Source organism: Nocardia cyriacigeorgica, assembly GCF_029868385.1.
Classification (GTDB): Bacteria; Actinomycetota; Actinomycetes; order Mycobacteriales; family Mycobacteriaceae; genus Nocardia; species Nocardia cyriacigeorgica_F.
Window position 1 is genome coordinate 258394 of record NZ_JARWNX010000061.1, and the last position, 17422, is coordinate 275815.

Annotated in this window: 12 protein-coding genes and 2 rRNA genes; 4 read left to right on the top strand and 10 right to left on the bottom strand. The window is 66.2% G+C overall.

Features of this window, described 5'->3' with window-relative positions; all coding sequences use genetic code 11:
* Positions 1-131 precede the first annotated feature (131 nt).
* On the bottom strand, positions 132-1076 hold the full coding sequence (locus QH168_RS22810) for a copper transporter (protein WP_280236811.1): 945 nt from the start codon (positions 1074-1076) through the stop codon (positions 132-134).
* On the bottom strand, positions 1073-2287 hold the full coding sequence (steA, locus tag QH168_RS22815; RefSeq protein ID WP_280236812.1) for a putative cytokinetic ring protein SteA: 1215 nt from the start codon (positions 2285-2287) through the stop codon (positions 1073-1075). The genes QH168_RS22810 and steA overlap by 4 nt, the downstream gene beginning before the upstream one ends.
* A 181-nt stretch (positions 2288-2468) precedes the next feature.
* On the opposite strand from steA, the gene QH168_RS22820 reads away from it, so the two are divergent.
* The 3 genes from QH168_RS22820 to QH168_RS22830 all read left to right on the top strand — a co-directional run bounded on the left by QH168_RS22820 (position 2469) and on the right by QH168_RS22830 (position 4831).
* On the top strand, positions 2469-3818 hold the full coding sequence (locus QH168_RS22820; RefSeq protein ID WP_280236813.1) for a GntP family permease: 1350 nt from the start codon (positions 2469-2471) through the stop codon (positions 3816-3818).
* The gene (locus tag QH168_RS22825) at positions 3815-4318 is read left to right on the top strand and encodes a gluconokinase (RefSeq protein WP_280236814.1); all 504 of its coding nucleotides are present in this window, start codon (positions 3815-3817) and stop codon (positions 4316-4318) included. Before QH168_RS22820 ends, QH168_RS22825 begins: the two co-directional genes overlap by 4 nt.
* A 93-nt stretch (positions 4319-4411) precedes the next feature.
* On the top strand, positions 4412-4831 hold the full coding sequence (locus QH168_RS22830; RefSeq protein WP_280236815.1) for an SRPBCC family protein: 420 nt from the start codon (positions 4412-4414) through the stop codon (positions 4829-4831).
* Positions 4832-5058: 227 nt separating this feature from the next.
* Here QH168_RS22830 and recN read toward each other — a convergent pair whose 3' ends face one another.
* From recN to QH168_RS22860, 6 genes are all read right to left on the bottom strand, one after another.
* On the bottom strand, positions 5059-6831 hold the full coding sequence (gene recN / locus QH168_RS22835; RefSeq protein WP_280236816.1) for a DNA repair protein RecN: 1773 nt from the start codon (positions 6829-6831) through the stop codon (positions 5059-5061).
* The gene (locus QH168_RS22840) at positions 6809-7780 is read right to left on the bottom strand and encodes an NAD kinase (protein WP_280236817.1); all 972 of its coding nucleotides are present in this window, start codon (positions 7778-7780) and stop codon (positions 6809-6811) included. Before QH168_RS22840 ends, recN begins: the two co-directional genes overlap by 23 nt.
* Positions 7777-8598, bottom strand: coding sequence for a TlyA family RNA methyltransferase (locus QH168_RS22845; protein WP_280236818.1), 822 nt, complete (start codon positions 8596-8598; stop codon positions 7777-7779). The genes QH168_RS22840 and QH168_RS22845 overlap by 4 nt, the downstream gene beginning before the upstream one ends.
* 1 nt (position 8599) lies before the next feature.
* Positions 8600-8875 (bottom strand): hypothetical protein, encoded by a 276-nt coding sequence (locus QH168_RS22850; protein ID WP_280236819.1) that lies wholly within the window; start codon positions 8873-8875, stop codon positions 8600-8602.
* A gap of 13 nt (positions 8876-8888) precedes the next feature.
* Positions 8889-9773, bottom strand: coding sequence for an HAD-IIA family hydrolase (locus tag QH168_RS22855; protein WP_432421158.1), 885 nt, complete (start codon positions 9771-9773; stop codon positions 8889-8891).
* A gap of 936 nt (positions 9774-10709) precedes the next feature.
* The gene (locus QH168_RS22860; RefSeq protein ID WP_432421156.1) at positions 10710-11582 is read right to left on the bottom strand and encodes a tetratricopeptide repeat protein; all 873 of its coding nucleotides are present in this window, start codon (positions 11580-11582) and stop codon (positions 10710-10712) included.
* 1101 nt (positions 11583-12683) lie between these two features.
* On the opposite strand from QH168_RS22860, the gene QH168_RS22865 reads away from it, so the two are divergent.
* Positions 12684-13343: a hypothetical protein gene (locus tag QH168_RS22865; protein WP_280236820.1), complete on the top strand. Its 660-nt coding sequence runs from the start codon at positions 12684-12686 to the stop codon at positions 13341-13343.
* Positions 13344-13932: 589 nt separating this feature from the next.
* Here QH168_RS22865 and rrf read toward each other — a convergent pair.
* Both rrf and QH168_RS22875 read right to left on the bottom strand, forming a co-directional pair.
* A 5S ribosomal RNA gene (rrf, locus tag QH168_RS22870) occupies positions 13933-14049 on the bottom strand.
* A gap of 187 nt (positions 14050-14236) precedes the next feature.
* Positions 14237-17376 (bottom strand): 23S ribosomal RNA (locus QH168_RS22875).
* Positions 17377-17422 lie beyond the last annotated feature (46 nt).

Genomic DNA, 17422 nt, shown 5'->3' on the forward strand with positions numbered 1-17422 from the left:
TCCCCACGCATGGCCACGATGCTGCCGATACGCCGAAGAACCCCGATCAACACCGTCGAGTGACACCTGAGCGCGGGGCCTTCTCGCGTTTGCCGCAGCCAGGTGCCACTCGTCGGAGACCGTTGGGGGGCTCAGCCTGGCATGGCGGCGAGGGTGAGGGCGGTGGCGGTCGGGCCGGTGCCGTAGCGGCCGGTGCGGCCTTCGAGTTGTTCGGACAGAGCGAGGGCGGTGGTGATGCGGCCGAGTTCGCGGTCGAGGTTGTCGACGGTGGTGACCGTGGCCGCCAGAGGGGCGTCGGCGCGGACCACCGCGAGCGGGCCGGAGCCTTCGGCGGCTCCGGCGCGGCCTGCCAGCACCGTGCCGGCGCCGCGCGCGCGCAGAGTTCCGGCGAAGCGGGCGATATTGGCGCCGCGACTGTTCTCCTCGGCCTTCGCACCGTCGCCGGTGACGATGACGGCGAGCTGGGCCGGTTGCACGGGGGTGTCGCCGTAGGCGAGGAACCCGCCGCCGCGCAGCGTCTCGAGGGAGAGCCCCAGTTCCTGCGGGGTGCTGCGCGGCTGCCCGGTGGCCGGATCCACCAGCAGCACCAGGCCGAGCAGATCACCGGCCATACTGCCCTGGTCGACGGCGCCGGTGCGCAGTTCGGCGCCCGCCGGGATGATGTTGGTGAGGGTGGAACGCATCCGGTCGCCCTCGGTGGCGTCGACGAAGGCGTCGGTGAAGGCGATCCGGCCGGTGATGGCGGCGCCGGAGGTCTGCAAGGCGGCGACGACACCGTCGACGTCACCGGGGTCGGCGTCGGGGGTGGTGAACACGATGACGCTGCGGTCGGCGAGGGTGCCGCCGAGGATCCGCTGCGCGGAATGGGCGAGGAAGGCGTCGGCGCCGTTCATCTGGCCGGACAACCGTTGGTTCTGTTCGGTGAGGGTGTCGACCTGGGTGCGCAGATCGTCCTTATCGCTACGCAGACCCGACAGCAGGTCCGAGGCAAGGGTCTGGGAGCCGAGCACCACGCCGAGGGCGAGCGCGAGAAAGATCGCGGCGATCGACACCGCATGCTGGCGAAACGAGATCACGCCCCTCCCCCACCCCATAGGCCCTGGACCCACACCGCGAAGCGATTCCAGGTGTCGACGCCCCAGTCCAGCACCTCGGCGCCGGAACTCGAGGCCAGCACCACCACGATCACCGCGATCAGCGCGGCGAGCACCACCAGCGCGATCGCGGTGCCGGAGACCCGGTTGCGGTAGAGCGTGGACACCGCGGTGGCGTCCATCAGCGTCGAACCGACCTTGAGCCGGGTGAGGAACGTCGCCGGATTGCTGTCGCGACGGCCGCGATCGAAGAATTCGTCCAACGAGGCGGCCGCACCCGCGGTGACGATCAGCGCCGCACCGTGATGGTGGGCCAGCAACAAGGCCAGATCCGCGGGCGCGCCGGAGGACGGGAACGTGGTCGCACCGATACCGAGATCCTGGATGCGTTCCAAGCCCTTCGCGTGACCGTCGGTATCGGCGGGCAGGATCACTTCGGCGCCGGATTTCAGTGTCGCGGTGGTGATCTCGTCCGGGTCACCGACGATCAGGTCCGGGCGGTAGCCGCCCCTGGTCAGGGTGTCGGCGCCGCGCCCGACCCCGACCATGATCGGCGCGTACTCCTTGATGAACGGTTTGAGCTTCTTCAGATCATCGGCGTGGCCGGGCCCGTCACCGACGACGACCACATGCCGCCCGCGCATGTCCAGCTCCAGCTCCGGCACCCCGATGCCGTCGATGAGCAGGGCCGATTCGGTGCGGACGAACTCGATCGTATTGCCGGCGAAGGCTTCCAGATGATCGGCGAGACCATTGCGGGCCTCGATCATCCGCTCCGCGATGGCGGCCTCGGTGAGTTCGATGGCCTCGACGAGGACTTCGGGTTCCTTCTTGGTGAGTCGGTCGGCGTAGACGACGCCGACGTCGATACGGATCTTGGCGCCGTCCTTGATCTTGGAGAACGCATCCGAACTCACCGTGTCCAGCAGCAGGATATCGTTGGCCACCAGCACTTCCGGGCCGAGATTGGGATAGCGTCCCGAGATCGACGGCGAGGTGTTGATCACCGCGACCACACCCGCTTCGACGAGCCGGTCGGCGGTGAGCCGATCCAGATCCATTTCGTCGAGCACCACGATATCGCCGGGGCCGACACGTTTGAGCAGACGCCGGGTGTTGCGGTCCACGCGGGCTATTCCGGTGCGACCGGGCAGCGTCTCGGTGTTCTTCGACAACAACGCCAGCATCTTCATGAGGCCGATGATGGCCGCAAACCCTCAACCATTGGTGGAGGCGCGCCGAACCCGGTACCACATTCGTCACTGTGATACCAATGCACACCTCCCGCTACCGGCGAGTCGCCACCAGCAACCCACCGGCGACCGAAAACGTGTCTGTCACGGCGAAAGGCCCGCGGACACGTAGGGTACCGGCGTGAACACCGTGCACCTGGTCACCGCCGCGGTCGCCGGAATCGTCGTCATCGTCGCCGCGATCACCTGGCTCAAGATTCATCCGTTCATCGCCCTGTCCGTCGGCGCCATCGGCGTCGGGATCGGCGCCGGGTCCGGCGCGTCCGATACGGTCGCCAGTTTCGTCGTCGGTTTCGGCTCGACGATGGGCAGTGTCGGCATCCTGATCGGCTTCGGCGCGATGTTCGGCAAACTTCTGGCCGACTCCGGTGGCGCGTCGCGTGTGGTCGACACCCTGCTCAATCTCTCCGGCCCGAAACTGATGCCGTGGACGATGGGTCTGGTCGGCGCCGTCATCGGTCTGCCGATGTTCTTCGAGATCGGCGTCGTGCTGCTGATGCCGGTGATCATCATCGTGGCCCGCCATTCCGGGCTGCCGCTGATGCGCATCGCCATCCCCACCCTGGCGGGCCTGTCGGCGATGCACGGCCTGGTGCCGCCCCACCCCGGTCCGCTGGTCGCGGTCGACGCCCTCGACGCCAATCTCGGCCTCACCCTCGCCTTCGGCGTGTTGGTCGCGATCCCGACCGTCATCGTCGCGGGCCCGCTGTTCGGCATCCTCGCCGCGCGCTGGGTCGATGTTCCGGTCCCTGAGATGTTCGGCGACGAAGACGACGATGATGATGCCGCCGACAAGAAGCCACAGCCGCCGTTCCTGATCGCCATCGGCACCATCCTGCTTCCGGTGGTGCTCATGCTCGGCAAAACTCTCGCCGACGTCATCGCGCCCGACTCGACCTCCGCGCTGAAGTCCACTCTCGATTTCCTCGGCACCCCCGTCGTCGCGCTCGGTATCGGCTTGCTCGCGGGCATCGTGCTGCTCGGCTACACCGCGCGGATGAGCCGCGACGACCTCGCCGAGACCATGAACAACTCGCTGCCGCCGATCGCGGGCATCCTGCTGATCGTGGGCGCCGGTGGCGGCTTCAAACAGGTCCTCGTCGATACCGGCATCGCCGATCTCATCGCCGACGCCATCCAGGGCAGCAGCCTTCCGGTGCTGTTCCTGGCCTGGCTGGTCGCGGTCCTGATCCGCGTCGCGACCGGATCGGCTACGGTCGCCACCGTCACCGCGTCCGGAATTCTCGCGCCGGTGGCCGCCGACCTGTCCAACACCCATGTCTCACTGATGGTGCTGGCGATCGGATCCGGTTCGCTGTTCCTCTCGCATGTCAACGATGCGGGGTTCTGGCTGGTGAAGGAGTATCTCGGCTTGACGGTGGCGCAGAATCTGAAGACGTGGACGGTGATGGAATGCCTGATATCGGTATGCGGTCTGGCCGGAGTGCTGGCGCTGAGCGTGGTCGTATGAGTACGACGGTGCTGGTGGTTATGGGCGTATCCGGATCGGGCAAGTCGACGGTGGCGCGGCTGCTCGCGGAGAAACTCGGCTGGGACATGCTCGAGGGCGACGATATGCATCCCGAAGCCAATGTCGCCAAGATGGCCTCGGGCACACCGCTCACCGATGCGGACCGTTGGCCGTGGCTGCGCCGGATCGCGGCCTGGATCGATACCCGTCAGGCGGCCGGGAGGCCGGGCATCGTCACCTGTTCGGCGCTCAAACGCAGCTACCGTGACGTCCTGCGGCGTGAAGGCGTGATCTTCGTCCACCTCACCGGCGACACCGACCAGATCCGCGACCGGATACGCCATCGCGCGGGACATTTCATGCCGACCTCACTGCTCCGGTCGCAAGTGGACACCCTGGAGCCGCTGGCACCCGACGAGAACGGCATCGTCGTCGAAATCGGCCGCCCACCACGGGAAGAGGTCGCCGAGGTGCTCGCACAATTGCCGAACCAGAACTGACACCGACTGCCCGCACTTACCTCGGGTGCGCCTTTCGCGCCGCACAGGTATACCCGTATTCTCCGGGTCACAGATATCCGAAGAGGAGACGTCATGGCCAGCACCACCGTCGATACCGTCATCGCCGCGCCGCGGGAGGTCGTGTACCGGCTGTTCGCCGACCGCGAGAGCATGAGCCCCTATCTGCCGATCCAGGTCAAACTGGTCACGCCGGGCACCACCGAACGCGAGGGCGTCGGCGCGCAGCATCAGCTGGGCATCGGCCCGGTCGGCATCACCGAGGAGATCACCCAGCTGGTTCCCGGTGAACGCATGGAGTACAAGGTCGTCAAGGGCGCACCGGTCAAGCGGCACGTCGGCATCGTCACCTTCGCCGACACCGAGGGCGGCACCAGGGTCACCTACACGATGGAATCCGATCCGACGCTCCCCGTGCCCGCCAAGGTGCTCGAGGCCGGTCTGCGGGTGCTCATCAGCCAGTTCATCAGCGGCGCCAAGAAGGCTGTTCGCTGAGCTGAAACGCCGACGACACATGGTCGCGTCCGGGTCGACCGGACGCGACCATGTGTCATTTCCGACCGGCCGACGCGGTCATCGCACTGTCCACCGCTGAGTCCGGCCGCCTTCACACGGTTTCGAGCTGCCACACCCACCGCACCGCGGGCACCACTGAGACGCACAGGAGCGCTCCGACAGCGCGTGACGACAGCGCCCACCAGCGCGGCGGGCGGCGGAGGCACTCAGCGTGCGGTCGCCCGCTCCGACCGCGCGATCTGCAACAGTTCCTCGGCGTGCGCGCGCCCGGTCTCGGTATCGTCCAGACCCGCGAGCATGCGCGCCAATTCGATCACCCGCTCATCGTTGGTCAGTGCCCGCACACCGGAATTGACCGCACCGTCACCGTCATCGGATTTGTTGACCACCAGATGTGTATCCGCGAAGGCCGCCACCTGCGGTAGGTGGGTCACCACGATCACCTGATGGGTGCGCGCCAGCCGGGCCAACCTGCGCCCGATCTCCACCGCCGCCCGGCCACCGACACCGGCGTCGACCTCGTCGAACACCATCGTCGCGCCGTGCTCCCCACCGGCGAGCACCACTTCCAACGCCAGCATCACCCGCGACAGCTCACCACCGGAAGCGCTCTTGCTCAACGGCAGTGACTGCGCCCCCGAATGCGCCGACAACCGGAACTCGACCTCGTCCACCCCGGACGACCCGGCATGCAATTCGGTATCCCCGATGGTCAACGGCGCCGAATCCTGTGGCGCGGCGGGCACCTGATTCACCTGCACCTCGAGCCGCGCCTTACCCATGGCGAGCCCGCCGAGTTCCGCGCTCACCGCCGCGGCGAGTTTGCCCGCCGCTTTGGTTCGCGCCGCCGAGAGCTTGCCCGCCGCGGACCGCACCTTGTCCGCGGCCGCCTCGACCTCCTTGGCCAACGATGCGAGCGTCTCCTCGGAGACGTCCAACGATTCCAGCCGGGTCCGCGATTCGGCGGCCCAGGCGAGGACACCGTCGATATCGGGTGCGTATTTGCGAGTGAGCGTTTTGAGTTCGGCCTGCCTGGTCAGCATCGAATCCAGGGCACCGGGGTCGGACGGCAGATCCGAGAGATAACCGCTCAGATCGGTGGTCAGATCCACCACGATCGCGATCGCCTCACCCAGGCGCGGCGCCAACGCCGCCAGCGCCGGGTCGTCGGCCGATTCGAGCCGAGACCGCGCCACCCCCAACGCATCCAGCGCGCCGGAGTTCGTCTCGGGCGTGTCGGCCGGACCGGCCAGCGCGTCATGCGCGGTGGAGGCGGCCTCGCGCAGCGAATCCAGATCGCTGAGCCTGCGGATCTCGGCGACGAGCCGTTGGTCCTCGCCCGGTTCCGGTGCGATGCCGTCGATCTCGGCCAGCGAATGTTCGAGCCGCTCGGATTCCAACGCGAGTTCGCGGCTGCGCGCGGTGCGTTCGAGCAGTTCGGTGCGGGCATCCAGCCACGCCCGGCGATACTGCTGATACTTGCGCAGCAGCGGCCCCACAGTATCGGCGGCGAACTGGTCCAACGCATTCAACTGCTGGTCCGGGCGCTGCAAGCGCAGCTGATCGTTCTGGCCGTGCACCGTCAGCAGCGGCGCCGTGAAGTCCGACAGCACCGACGCGGGCACACCGCGACCACCCAGATGCGCCCTGGACCGGCCGTCACTGCCGACCGTGCGGATCGCGATCACACTGCCGTCGTCGTCACGTTCGGCGGCAGCGGCTTCCAACACCTCGCCCACTTCCGCGCGCGCCGCCTCGTTCACCTCGTCGACGGTGAACCGGCCCTCCACCACCGCCCGCGAGGCACCCAACCGGACCCGCCCGGCGTCGGCGCGGGCGCCGCTCAGCAGATGCAGACTGGTGACCACCATCGTCTTTCCGGCGCCGGTCTCGCCGGTCAGGACCGTCAGACCCTCATGGAATTGCGCGGTCGCCGTGGAGATGACCCCGAGTCCGTCAATCCTGATCTCTGTCAGCACGTGTGCTCTCCGTTCGCCGTCGGCCACGCCAGCCTGTCACGGGCAATTGGAATTTGCGCACCATCCGGTCGGCGAACGGCGCGGAATCCAACCGCACCCACTGCACCGGTTCGGCGCCGCGGACCGCTTCCACCCGACCACCCCTCGGCAGGGCGAGGGTGCGCCTGCCATCCAGGAAAACTATCGCATCGTGGCCCGTCGCAACGGATTCGACCGCGATACGGGAATCCGGGCTCGCCACCAGCGGCCGCGCGAACAAGGCATGAGCATTGCTGGGGATCACCAGCAGCGCCTCCAGCTCCGGCCACACCACCGGCCCGCCAGCGGAGAACGCGTAGGCGGTCGATCCGGTGGGCGTCGCGATGAGGATGCCATCGCAGCCGAATGCCGAGACCGGCCTGCCATCGACCTCGAGCACCACTTCCAGCACGCCCATGCGGGCGGCGTTCTCGATACTGGCTTCGTTGAGCGCCCAACCGGTTTCGACCACCTCGTCGTCCACCCGGACCGATACGTCGATGGTCATGCGCTGTTCGATGCGGTAGTCGCGGCGCACCACCTGCGCCAGTGCCTCGTCCAGATGTTCGGCCTCGGCTTCGGTGAGGAAACCGATGCGCCCCAGATTGATTCCCAGCACCGGCACCGATGCGGTGCGCGCCAGTTCGGCGGCGCGCAGGAAGGTGCCGTCACCACCGAGGGCAAGCACCATCTCGCAGCCGAGCGCGGCGTCGGGTTTGTGCTCGACGACCCGCACCGGATAGCCGCCGGTGACGCCGGGATCCACCTCGAACTTGGTGCTGTAGGCCTCATCGGCGAGCACCCGCAGACCGATACCCGCATCGGCCAAGATCTTCGCCACCCGATGCGCGGTCTCGATGATCTCCGCCCGCCCCGGATGCGAGACCAGCAGGATTTCCCGCCCGCCGGTCTCGCCCGTCAGCGCGTTCACTGTGGACCCTCCTCAACCGCACGCTCGACCAGGGCCGCGACCGCCGCCTCGTCATAGTCGAACGGTCCGTCTTTGCGCAGCCACAGGAAATACTCGACATTGCCCGACGGGCCGGGCAGTGGACTGGCCACCGCCGCCAACGTGCGCAATCCGAGTTCTCCCGCGGCCGCGGCCACCGTGCGCACCGCCTCGGCGCGCAGCGCCGGATCGCGCACCACACCGCCGGAGCCTACTCTTTCCTTGCCTACCTCGAATTGCGGCTTCACCATCGGCAGCAGGTCCGCACCGGGCGCCGCGCACGCGGCCAGTGCGGGCAGCACCAGCGCGAGGGAGATGAACGACAGGTCGGTGACCACCAGCTCCACCGGACCGCCGATCGCCTCGGCGGTCAGAGTGCGCACATTGGTGCGATCCAACACCCGGACGCGGTCGTCGTTCTGCAACCGCCACACCAGCTGGCCGTAGCCGACATCGGCGGCGACCAACTCACGCGCCTCACGAGACAACAGCACATCGGTGAATCCGCCGGTCGACGCACCGGCGTCCAGGCAGCGTTTCCCCGTGACGGTCAGCCCGCCCGGCTCGAACGCTTCCAGCGCACCCAGCAGTTTATGCGCGCCCCGAGAAGCCCACGACACCTCATCGGGCTGCTCCCGCACCAGCAGCGGGGTCCCGGCTTCGACAGCCGTCGCCGGTTTCACCGCGACGGTGCCATTGATCAGGACGCGGCCCGCGCCGATCAGTTCGACCGCATGTTCTCGCGATCTGGCCAATCCGCGGCGGACCAGCTCGGCGTCCACTCGTGCGCGCCTGGCCACCTCAGATCTTGTCCACCGTCGCCAGCGCCTGCACCAGGACCTCGTGTGCCTGTTCCAGGATGTGTGCCCGCCTGCTGATATCGGTGCCGCTGTCCGGGTCGGTGTCGACCACACCCGTGCGGACCGTGAGTTCACCGAGCAGCGCATCGATCTCGGTGCGAATACGGTCGGGGTCGGCCGGTTCCGGACGTCCCTGCGCACCCGGCAGATGCTGACCGGGCAGCGGCGCCCCTGGTCGAGGGCCGGGCAGAGGCGGGCGGGGCGTGGGAGTACTCATCGTGGCGACAACGCTATCGGATTTCGGAACGGGACGCGCGTACCGTCACGGCGCGACCAGGATTGTCGCGCAACGTGTCGGCGAGATCACCGATACCGCCGACCATCGGCACCGGCGGCCGGTTCAGGGCATCCAAGCTCTCCGCCACATAGGTGGGCAGCAGGTCCGCGGACAGCTCCGGCAACTCCGCGAGGGTGCTCACGCCGGTGAGCACCAGCAGCGAATCCAGCTCCACCCGCTGCGCGCCTTCGATATCGGTGTCGAGGCGATCGCCCACGACCAGCGCATCGCGCGTACCCGCCCGCACCAGCGCGTCCTCGAGCAGCGGCGCGTACGGTTTGCCCGCGACGATCGGCTCACGATCGGAGGCGGCGCGCAAGGCCGCCACCATCGCACCGTTGCCCGGTGCGAGACCACGTTCGTTCGGCAGCGTCCTATCGGTGTTGGCGGCGACCCACAGCGCGTCCGCGCGCAACGCATAGGCGGCCTCGGCCAGATCCGGCCAACCGGTCTGCGGCGAATGCCCCTGCACGACCGCAGCGGGAACCGAACCGTTGAACCGGCGCACCGGACTCAACCCGGCCGCGGTCACCTCGGCGGCCAGATCATCGGTGCCGACGACCAGAACCTGCGCCCGCGGCGCCAGCCGTTCGGCCAGCAGCCGCGCCGCCGCCTGCGCACTCGTCACGACGTCCTCGGTCCCGGCCTGATAGCCGAGCTCGGCCAGATGCCGCGCCACTGCTCCCGGCCCGCGGCTCGCATTGTTGGTGACATACACCAGCCGCTGCGCCCCACCCGCCAACGCCTGCGGCGCACCGTCGATCACATCCGGCCCGCGATACAGCGTCCCGTCCAGATCGAGCAGCAGCGCACCGTACCCGTCCCGCAACCGCATCACATCACTCCCTCGCACCGCCCGATCCTCCCATCCGCCCCCGTCCCGAGCACGACCGGTGCCGATCGACGCATTCTCGGTCGAGAACGCCATTCGCCGATCGGGCGCACCCCGCGAGATCCGGGTGCGATGTCTCACCGGCGGATCCGCACCCATCGTGCGGGGCAGCTGGAGCGACCGCGACAACGCCGACGAGCGGCTCACGCATGGGGTCGAATACACCGGGCAGGCGTTGCGGAGTCGAACAATCGTTGGATCTGCCACCAAACGTTTCACACACCGGCCGCCTTACCGGCTACGCGCCCACGGTGCATCCGACGGGCGCGTCGAGACCAGCAGCCGAGAACACCAGCCCTCCCGGCCATCGCATCCCTGGCCAGTCCGATGGCGCGGGCGACTACCGCCGAACGCTATGACTCCCGCCACCTGCCCTGGCTGCGCGCCCTCGGCGGCTTCAGCGAGCGCGTCGGGACCGACGATCGAGAAATACGAGCCACCCTGACCAGCTGCACGTCCCAGCGAAGTCGCCGACCTGACCGATCTATCGTGCGAGACCGCACGAACCCCCGCGGCCGTGCACGACTACGCATCTCCGGCAGGCCCGCAGCGCGAGCGATCTGCCACCGAGACACGATGAACACCGGCCATCCTGCCTTTGCATCCGTGGTCGGTCCAAACAGCGCGCGATCTATCGCCGGATCACTTCGGACTCTCGCTCCCGCCCGGCTACGCGCCCTCGGTGACTCCGGCGGGCACGTTGGACCTACAGCGGAGAACACCAGCCCTCTGACCAGGTGCGTGGCCGGTGAGTTCGGCGCGAGCGGTCCACGTCGAGACCGTACGAACACCCGCCGCCACGGACGGCTACGCATCCCTCGTGAGTCGGTGACGTGAGCCGCCTACCACCGAAACGCTATGAACACCGGCCGCTCTGTCCGGCTACGCATCTCCGGTGAGTTCGGCGGCGCGTTCTTCGGCGTCGGTGTCGCCGTCGAGGTCGGCGGCGGCCGCGTTGAGGAACCAGGTCAGGCCCTCATCGGTGCGGCCGGCGGCGACGAGGGCGTCGGCGTAGGCGTAGAACAGGCGCGCGGCTGCCGAGCCGGTGCGGGCCGGGTCGAGTTCGTTGGTTTGCAGGGTGACCACGGCCTGGTCGTACTGGCCGAGATCCATGCGGGCGCCCGCCACCACGATGCGCAGTTCGGTGGCCTCGTCGCCGCGCAGTGCCCTGGCTTCCTCGCTACGCCCCAGTTCGATGGCGCGTTCGGGACGGCCGAGTCCGCGTTCGCAGTCGGCCATCACCGCGAGCAGCCCGGAACCACCGGACATGCGCCGCGCGGTGCGCAGCTCCGACAGGGCTTCGGCCCATTCACCGGCGTGATAGGCCACCACACCGGCAGTTTCCCGGACCACCGCGATGCGACCGGCCCGCTGCCGTGCGGCACGCGCATGCGCGAGGGCCAGGCCCGGATCGTCGTCGAGCAGTCGCGCGGCCATCACCAGATGCCTGGCAACGGTTTCGGCGTTGCCCTTGTCCAAGCTCAGCAGGTCGCGCCGGATCGTGGTGTCCAGATCAGAGGCTTGGACGTCGTCGGGCAGATCCGGCTCTTCGGGGCGGGGCGGACGACGATCCATCATCCGACCGCCCGGCGACCGGCCACCCTCGCCGCCGCGTCGCCTATCGCCACCGCGGTCGTCGCCGCGATGTCCTTCATCGCGCCGCTTCGGCCCACGTTCGTTCCAGCCGCCTTCGCGCCGGTTACGGTCACCGTTGTCGGCCACATCGCCCCGCTCTCCGGTCTGTGCGGCTGCCACGAACCGCTCCTCGGCGAGGCTATCGCGGGAGGCCGCGCTCGCGCTGGGCTCGCGGTTCTCGTCGCGGTCGGCGTCGCCACCGTCGCTGATCAAGTCTGCCGGTCCAGCCGCACGATTCGAATCGCCACGCCGATCGGACCGCGTACCGTCGGCGGCGCCCCGCTCGCGGTTCGCCTCCCGGCCGGAGTCGCCACCCTCGCCGATCAAGTCAGCCGGGCGATCCTCGTGAATCGAACCAGCAGGCCGATCGGACTGCACATCGTCGACAGCGTTCTTCCCGGAGGATCCCACTTCCGCAACGGATGCGGCTGCGCCGCCCGCGTGAGCCGAATCGGTCGCATCGATTCGCGCCGGATCAGCCGCCGGCGTTGCCGAATCCTCCGACACGCTTCGCGACTCATCTCGACGCGTCCCTGCTGACTCTGGTGGCAGTTCCTCGTCACGGGTACGCGCAGTATCCGACGATGCCGGACGCGACTCATCGTCACGATCGTCCACCGCACCCGACCGCGCTGATCGCACCTGGTCGCCGTCAGTGCGCGCTGCACCCACCGACGCCCTCCTCGATTCCCCCTCGCGAGCGACCGCCACGCCGGACGTCTCGGATCGCAGCCGGTCGCCGTCGGCTCGGCCTGCATCCGTCGACCCACCCTCATGAGCGGGCTCGACACCCGATGTCTCGGATCGCAGCCGGGCGTCAGCGCGTCCTGCGTCCGCTGTCCCCGCTTCATCGTCACGAGTGTGCGCCGCGCCCGACACGTCGGATCGCGCCTGATCTTCGTGAGCCTGCGTCGCACGCGCTGATTCCGGTCGCGGCGCTCCCTCGCCCCGCTGACCGGAATCCGCTGGTTCCGGGCTCACACCCAGGTCGCGCTCATTCCGGGTACCGGTCGACTCGGTTGGCGCGAAGTCTTTGTCATCCCGTCGACCGCGGGCGCCGAAGTCGCGATCGGAGCCGGAGCTGCGATCACGTGCGTCAGAGCGTGGGGTCGAGCGGCCGAACGATTCGTCATCGCGGCGACGGAAGCCGCCACCGCGCCGCCCCTCGGTGCCCGAGTCGTCGCGCTTCGCGCGGTATCCGCCATCGGACTGCCCGCCGTCGTGTTCACGCCGACGGAAGCCAGCACCGTTCGCGTCGCGGCCGCTGCGGGAATCGTCCCCCGAGCGCCGGAACCCACCGGGCCGGTCACCCGACTTGCCCGGACGTCCGCTGTCATCATCGCGGCGACGGAAACCACCCTGGCCCGTACCGCGCGGACGATCATCCGCGCCACGGTGGCGGTCGTCACGACCACGCTGGCGGTCGTCCCCGCCACGGTAACGATCACCGGCGCCCCGGTATCGGTCGTCCGTACCGCGCTGCCGGTCGTCGCGACCGTACTGACGGTTGTCACGCCCCCCGCGGGAGTCGTCCGCGGACCGCCGGAATCCGCCGGGCCGGTCGCCGAAGTTTCCGCGACGTCCGGATTCCGGGCGGGAATCCCGATCACGATCACCGCGGAAGCCGCCGCCACGGTTGCCGCTGCGCGCCGGCGAACCGGAGTTGTCGTCGGATCGGCGACGATCATCGAATCCACGACGGTCGGCACGGTCGCCGGACCGACCGAATCCGCGACGGTCCTGATAATCCGACGATCCTCGGTCGCGGCGGTCACCGCCGTACCTGTTGTCGGCTCCGCGATCGTTCCGGGACCGGTCACCCGAGTCGCGCCTCGGTCCGTCATCGCGACGGTCGCGCCACTGCGGGCGACCCTCGGATGATCCGCGCCGATCGGAATCACGTCGGTCTGATTCCCGCCGGTCCCGGTATCCGCCACGGTCGTCGTCGCTGCGGTTCCAGTTGCCGCGCTGCGGACGATCACCGCTGTCATTGCGCGGTCCGCGCCGCGCCGGGCCACCTTCACGCGGTTCCCAGCTGTCGCGTCCACCGCGCTGGAAGCTGCCACGCTCGCCGCCTCGCGTGGAGTCACCGCGGCCGCGGGCGGCGTCGCGGTCATTCCATCTGCCACGATCGCCGGAGTTCTTGCCGCGGTTCCCGTCGCCGCGGTCCTGGCGATCATCGCGTCGTCCGGTTCCGCGCTCGTCATATCCGCCTCGGGCCCGACCGCCGCGGTCACCGGAGCCACTGCGGTCGCCCCGGTTGTCGCTGCGGCCTCCGCGCTCGGGATCGTTGCGGCGGAAAGGTTTCCGACCGTCGTTCTGTTCCGGCACGGTGGTCCCTTTCTGAGTTGCGCGCGTGGGTGGCTTCGGCCACGAATTCTCGCGGTATGTGCCCGATGTTCGCCGGGCACTATTGGCATATAAACGACGATAGGGGACCCAGTGTATGGGTCCCCTATCGTGAAGGATGTTCCGGCGGTGTCCTACTCTCCCACACCCTGTCGAGTGCAGTACCATCGGCGCTGGTGGCCTTAGCTTCCGGGTTCGGAATGGGACCGGGCGTTTCCCCACCGCTATAGCCGCCGTAACTCTATGAAACTATCCACACCCGTGTGACGACAGGGATTTCGAGGGCTTGGCCCTCGGAGTACCCGATCGAAGGGAGTGTCGTGACACTCCCTCATCGGAAGACACTGGCCTGAGGCCTCAACATCTTCCAATCACACAGTTCGTGTGTTGTTTCAGATACTGCACAGTGGACGCGTAGCTTCTTTGTTGGTAAGTCCTCGGCCTATTAGTACCGGTCACCTCCACCCATTACTGGGCTTCCAGTTCCGGCCTATCAACCCCATGGTCTGTAGGGGGCCTTAACCCATCAAGTGGGTGAGAAACCTCATCTTGGAACAGGCTTCCCGCTTAGATGCTTTCAGCGGTTATCCCTTCCGAACGTAGCCAACCAGCAGTGCCCTTGGCAGGACAACTGGCACACCAGAGGTTCGTCCGTCCCGGTCCTCTCGTACTAGGGACAGCCTTCCTCAAGTTTCTGACGCGCGCGGCGGATAGAGACCGAACTGTCTCACGACGTTCTAAACCCAGCTCGCGTGCCGCTTTAATGGGCGAACAGCCCAACCCTTGGGACCTACTCCAGCCCCAGGATGCGACGAGCCGACATCGAGGTGCCAAACCATCCCGTCGATATGGACTCTTGGGGAAGATCAGCCTGTTATCCCCGGGGTACCTTTTATCCGTTGAGCGACACCGCTTCCACATGCCGGTGCCGGATCACTAGTCCCGACTTTCGTCCCTGCTCGACATGTCTGTCTCACAGTCAAGCTCCCTTGTGCACTTGCACTCGACACCTGATTGCCAACCAGGCTGAGGGAACCTTTGGGCGCCTCCGTTACATTTTGGGAGGCAACCGCCCCAGTTAAACTACCCACCAGGCACTGTCCCTGAACCAGATCATGGTCCGAGGTTAGAGGTCCAATACGATCAGAGTGGTATTTCAACGACGACTCCACACACACTGGCGTGCATGCCTCACAGTCTCCCACCTATCCTACACAAACCGTACCGAACACCAATACCAAGCTATAGTGAAGGTCCCGGGGTCTTTTCGTCCTGCCGCGCGTAACGAGCATCTTTACTCGTAATGCAATTTCGCCGAGTCTGTGGTTGAGACAGCAGAGAAGTCGTTACGCCATTCGTGCAGGTCGGAACTTACCCGACAAGGAATTTCGCTACCTTAGGATGGTTATAGTTACCACCGCCGTTTACCGGGGCTTAAATTCTCAGCTTCGCACCCCGAAGGGCGCTAACCGGTCCTCTTAACCTTCCGGCACCGGGCAGGCGTCAGTCCGTATACATCGTCTTACGACTTCGCACGGACCTGTGTTTTTAGTAAACAGTCGCTTCTCTCTGGTCTCTGCGACCACCCCCAGCTCAGACCGTAAAGATCGTCACCAGGCGTGGTCCCCCTTCTCCCGAAGTTACGGGGGCATTTTGCCGAGTTCCTTAACCACAGTTCTCTCGATCGCCTCAGTATTCTCTACCTGACCACCTGTGTCGGTTTGGGGTACGGGCCGTGTACCAACTCACTAGAGGCTTTTCTCGGCAGCATAGGATCACTGAATTCGCCTCAATCGGCTACGCATCACCTCTCAGGCTATATGCGACACGGATTTGCCTATGTCGCGCCCTACAGGCTTACACCAGTACAACCACTGACTGGCCCAGCTACCTTCCTGCGTCACCCCATCGCTTGACTACTACCAACCGGGATCGTGTGCAGCCCCTCACCCGAGACCCGAAGGCCTTCTCGGAGGATTTGGACACTTAGCACAACTGATTCATCATGGGCGCGGATACACGGGTACGGGAATATCAACCCGTTGTCCATCGACTACGCCTGTCGGCCTCGCCTTAGGTCCCGACTCACCCTGGGCGGATTAACCTGGCCCAGGAACCCTTGGTCATTCGGCGGACGAGTTTCTCACTCGTCTTTCGCTACTCATGCCTGCATTCTCACTCGCGCAGCCTCCACAACTAGCTCACACTGCTGCTTCCCTGGCTACACGACGCTCCCCTACCCACCCCAACCACTGCACACCCAACCATAGTCGGGTGCGGATGTTGTGTTGGAGTGCCGCGGCTTCGGCGGTGTACTTGAGCCCCGCTACATTGTCGGCGCAGAATCACTTGACCAGTGAGCTATTACGCACTCTTTCAAGGGTGGCTGCTTCTAAGCCAACCTCCTGGTTGTCTTCGCGACTCCACATCCTTTTCCACTTAGTACACGCTTAGGGGCCTTAGCCGGCGATCTGGGCTGTTTCCCTCTCGACTACGAAGCTTATCCCCCGCAGTCTCACTGCCACGCTCTCACACACCGGCATTCGGAGTTTGGCTGACTTCGGTAAGCTTGTGGGCCCCCTAGGCCATCCAGTAGCTCTACCTCCGGCGTGAAACACGTGACGCTGCACCTAAATGCATTTCGGGGAGAACCAGCTATCACGGAGTTTGATTGGCCTTTCACCCCTACCCACAGCTCATCCCCTCAGTTTTCAACCTAAGTGGGTTCGGGCCTCCACGACGTCTTACCGTCGCTTCACCCTGGCCATGGGTAGATCACTCCGCTTCGGGTCTAGAACACGCGACTCAACACGCCCTATTCGGACTCGCTTTCGCTACGGCTACCCCACAACGGGTTAACCTCGCCACATGCCACTAACTCGCAGGCTCATTCTTCAAAAGGCACGCCATCACCCACAGCACACTAAAGCACTCACAGGCTCTGACGGATTGTAAGCGCACGGTTTCAGGTACTATTTCACTCCCCTCCCGGGGTACTTTTCACCTTTCCCTCACGGTACTAGTCCGCTATCGGTCACCAGGGAGTATTCAGGCTTACCGGGTGGTCCCGGCAGATTCACAGCAGATTTCACGGGCCCGCTGCTACTCGGGTACTCACTACAACAGAGCACATGTTTTCGCTTACCGGACTCTCACCGTCTACGGTTGGCCATCCCAGACCAATTCAGCTAACACACACTTTTCTGACTGTCGCTCGCCACGGCAGTGACAAGAAAATGAGCCCCACAACCCCGCATAGACAACGCCTGCCGGCTATCACATCTACACGGTTTAGCCTCTTCCGCTTTCGCTCGCCACTACTCACGGAATCACTATTGTTTTCTCTTCCTGTGGGTACTGAGATGTTTCACTTCCCCACGTTCCCTCCACACCGTCTATATATTCAACGGCGGGTAACACGACATCACTCGTGCTGGGTTTCCCCATTCGGACATCCTCGGATCTCAGCTCGGTTGACAGCTCCCCGAGGCTTATCGCAGCCTCCTACGTCCTTCATCGGCTCCTGGTGCCAAGGCATCCACCGTACGCTCTTACACACTTACTAACAAAGATGCTCGCGTCCACTGTGCAGTTCTCAAACAACACACCCG

Bases quoted from the DNA above. Each gene is read 5' to 3' on its own strand.
- steA (WP_280236812.1), bottom strand. From the start codon at position 2,287: ATGAAGATGCTGGCGTTGTTGTCGAAGAACACCGAGACGCTGCCCGGT.
- QH168_RS22850 (WP_280236819.1), bottom strand. From the start codon at position 8,875: ATGAGTACTCCCACGCCCCGCCCGCCTCTGCCCGGCCCTCGACCAGGG.
- QH168_RS22830 (WP_280236815.1), top strand. From the start codon at position 4,412: ATGGCCAGCACCACCGTCGATACCGTCATCGCCGCGCCGCGGGAGGTC.
- QH168_RS22825 (WP_280236814.1), top strand. From the start codon at position 3,815: ATGAGTACGACGGTGCTGGTGGTTATGGGCGTATCCGGATCGGGCAAG.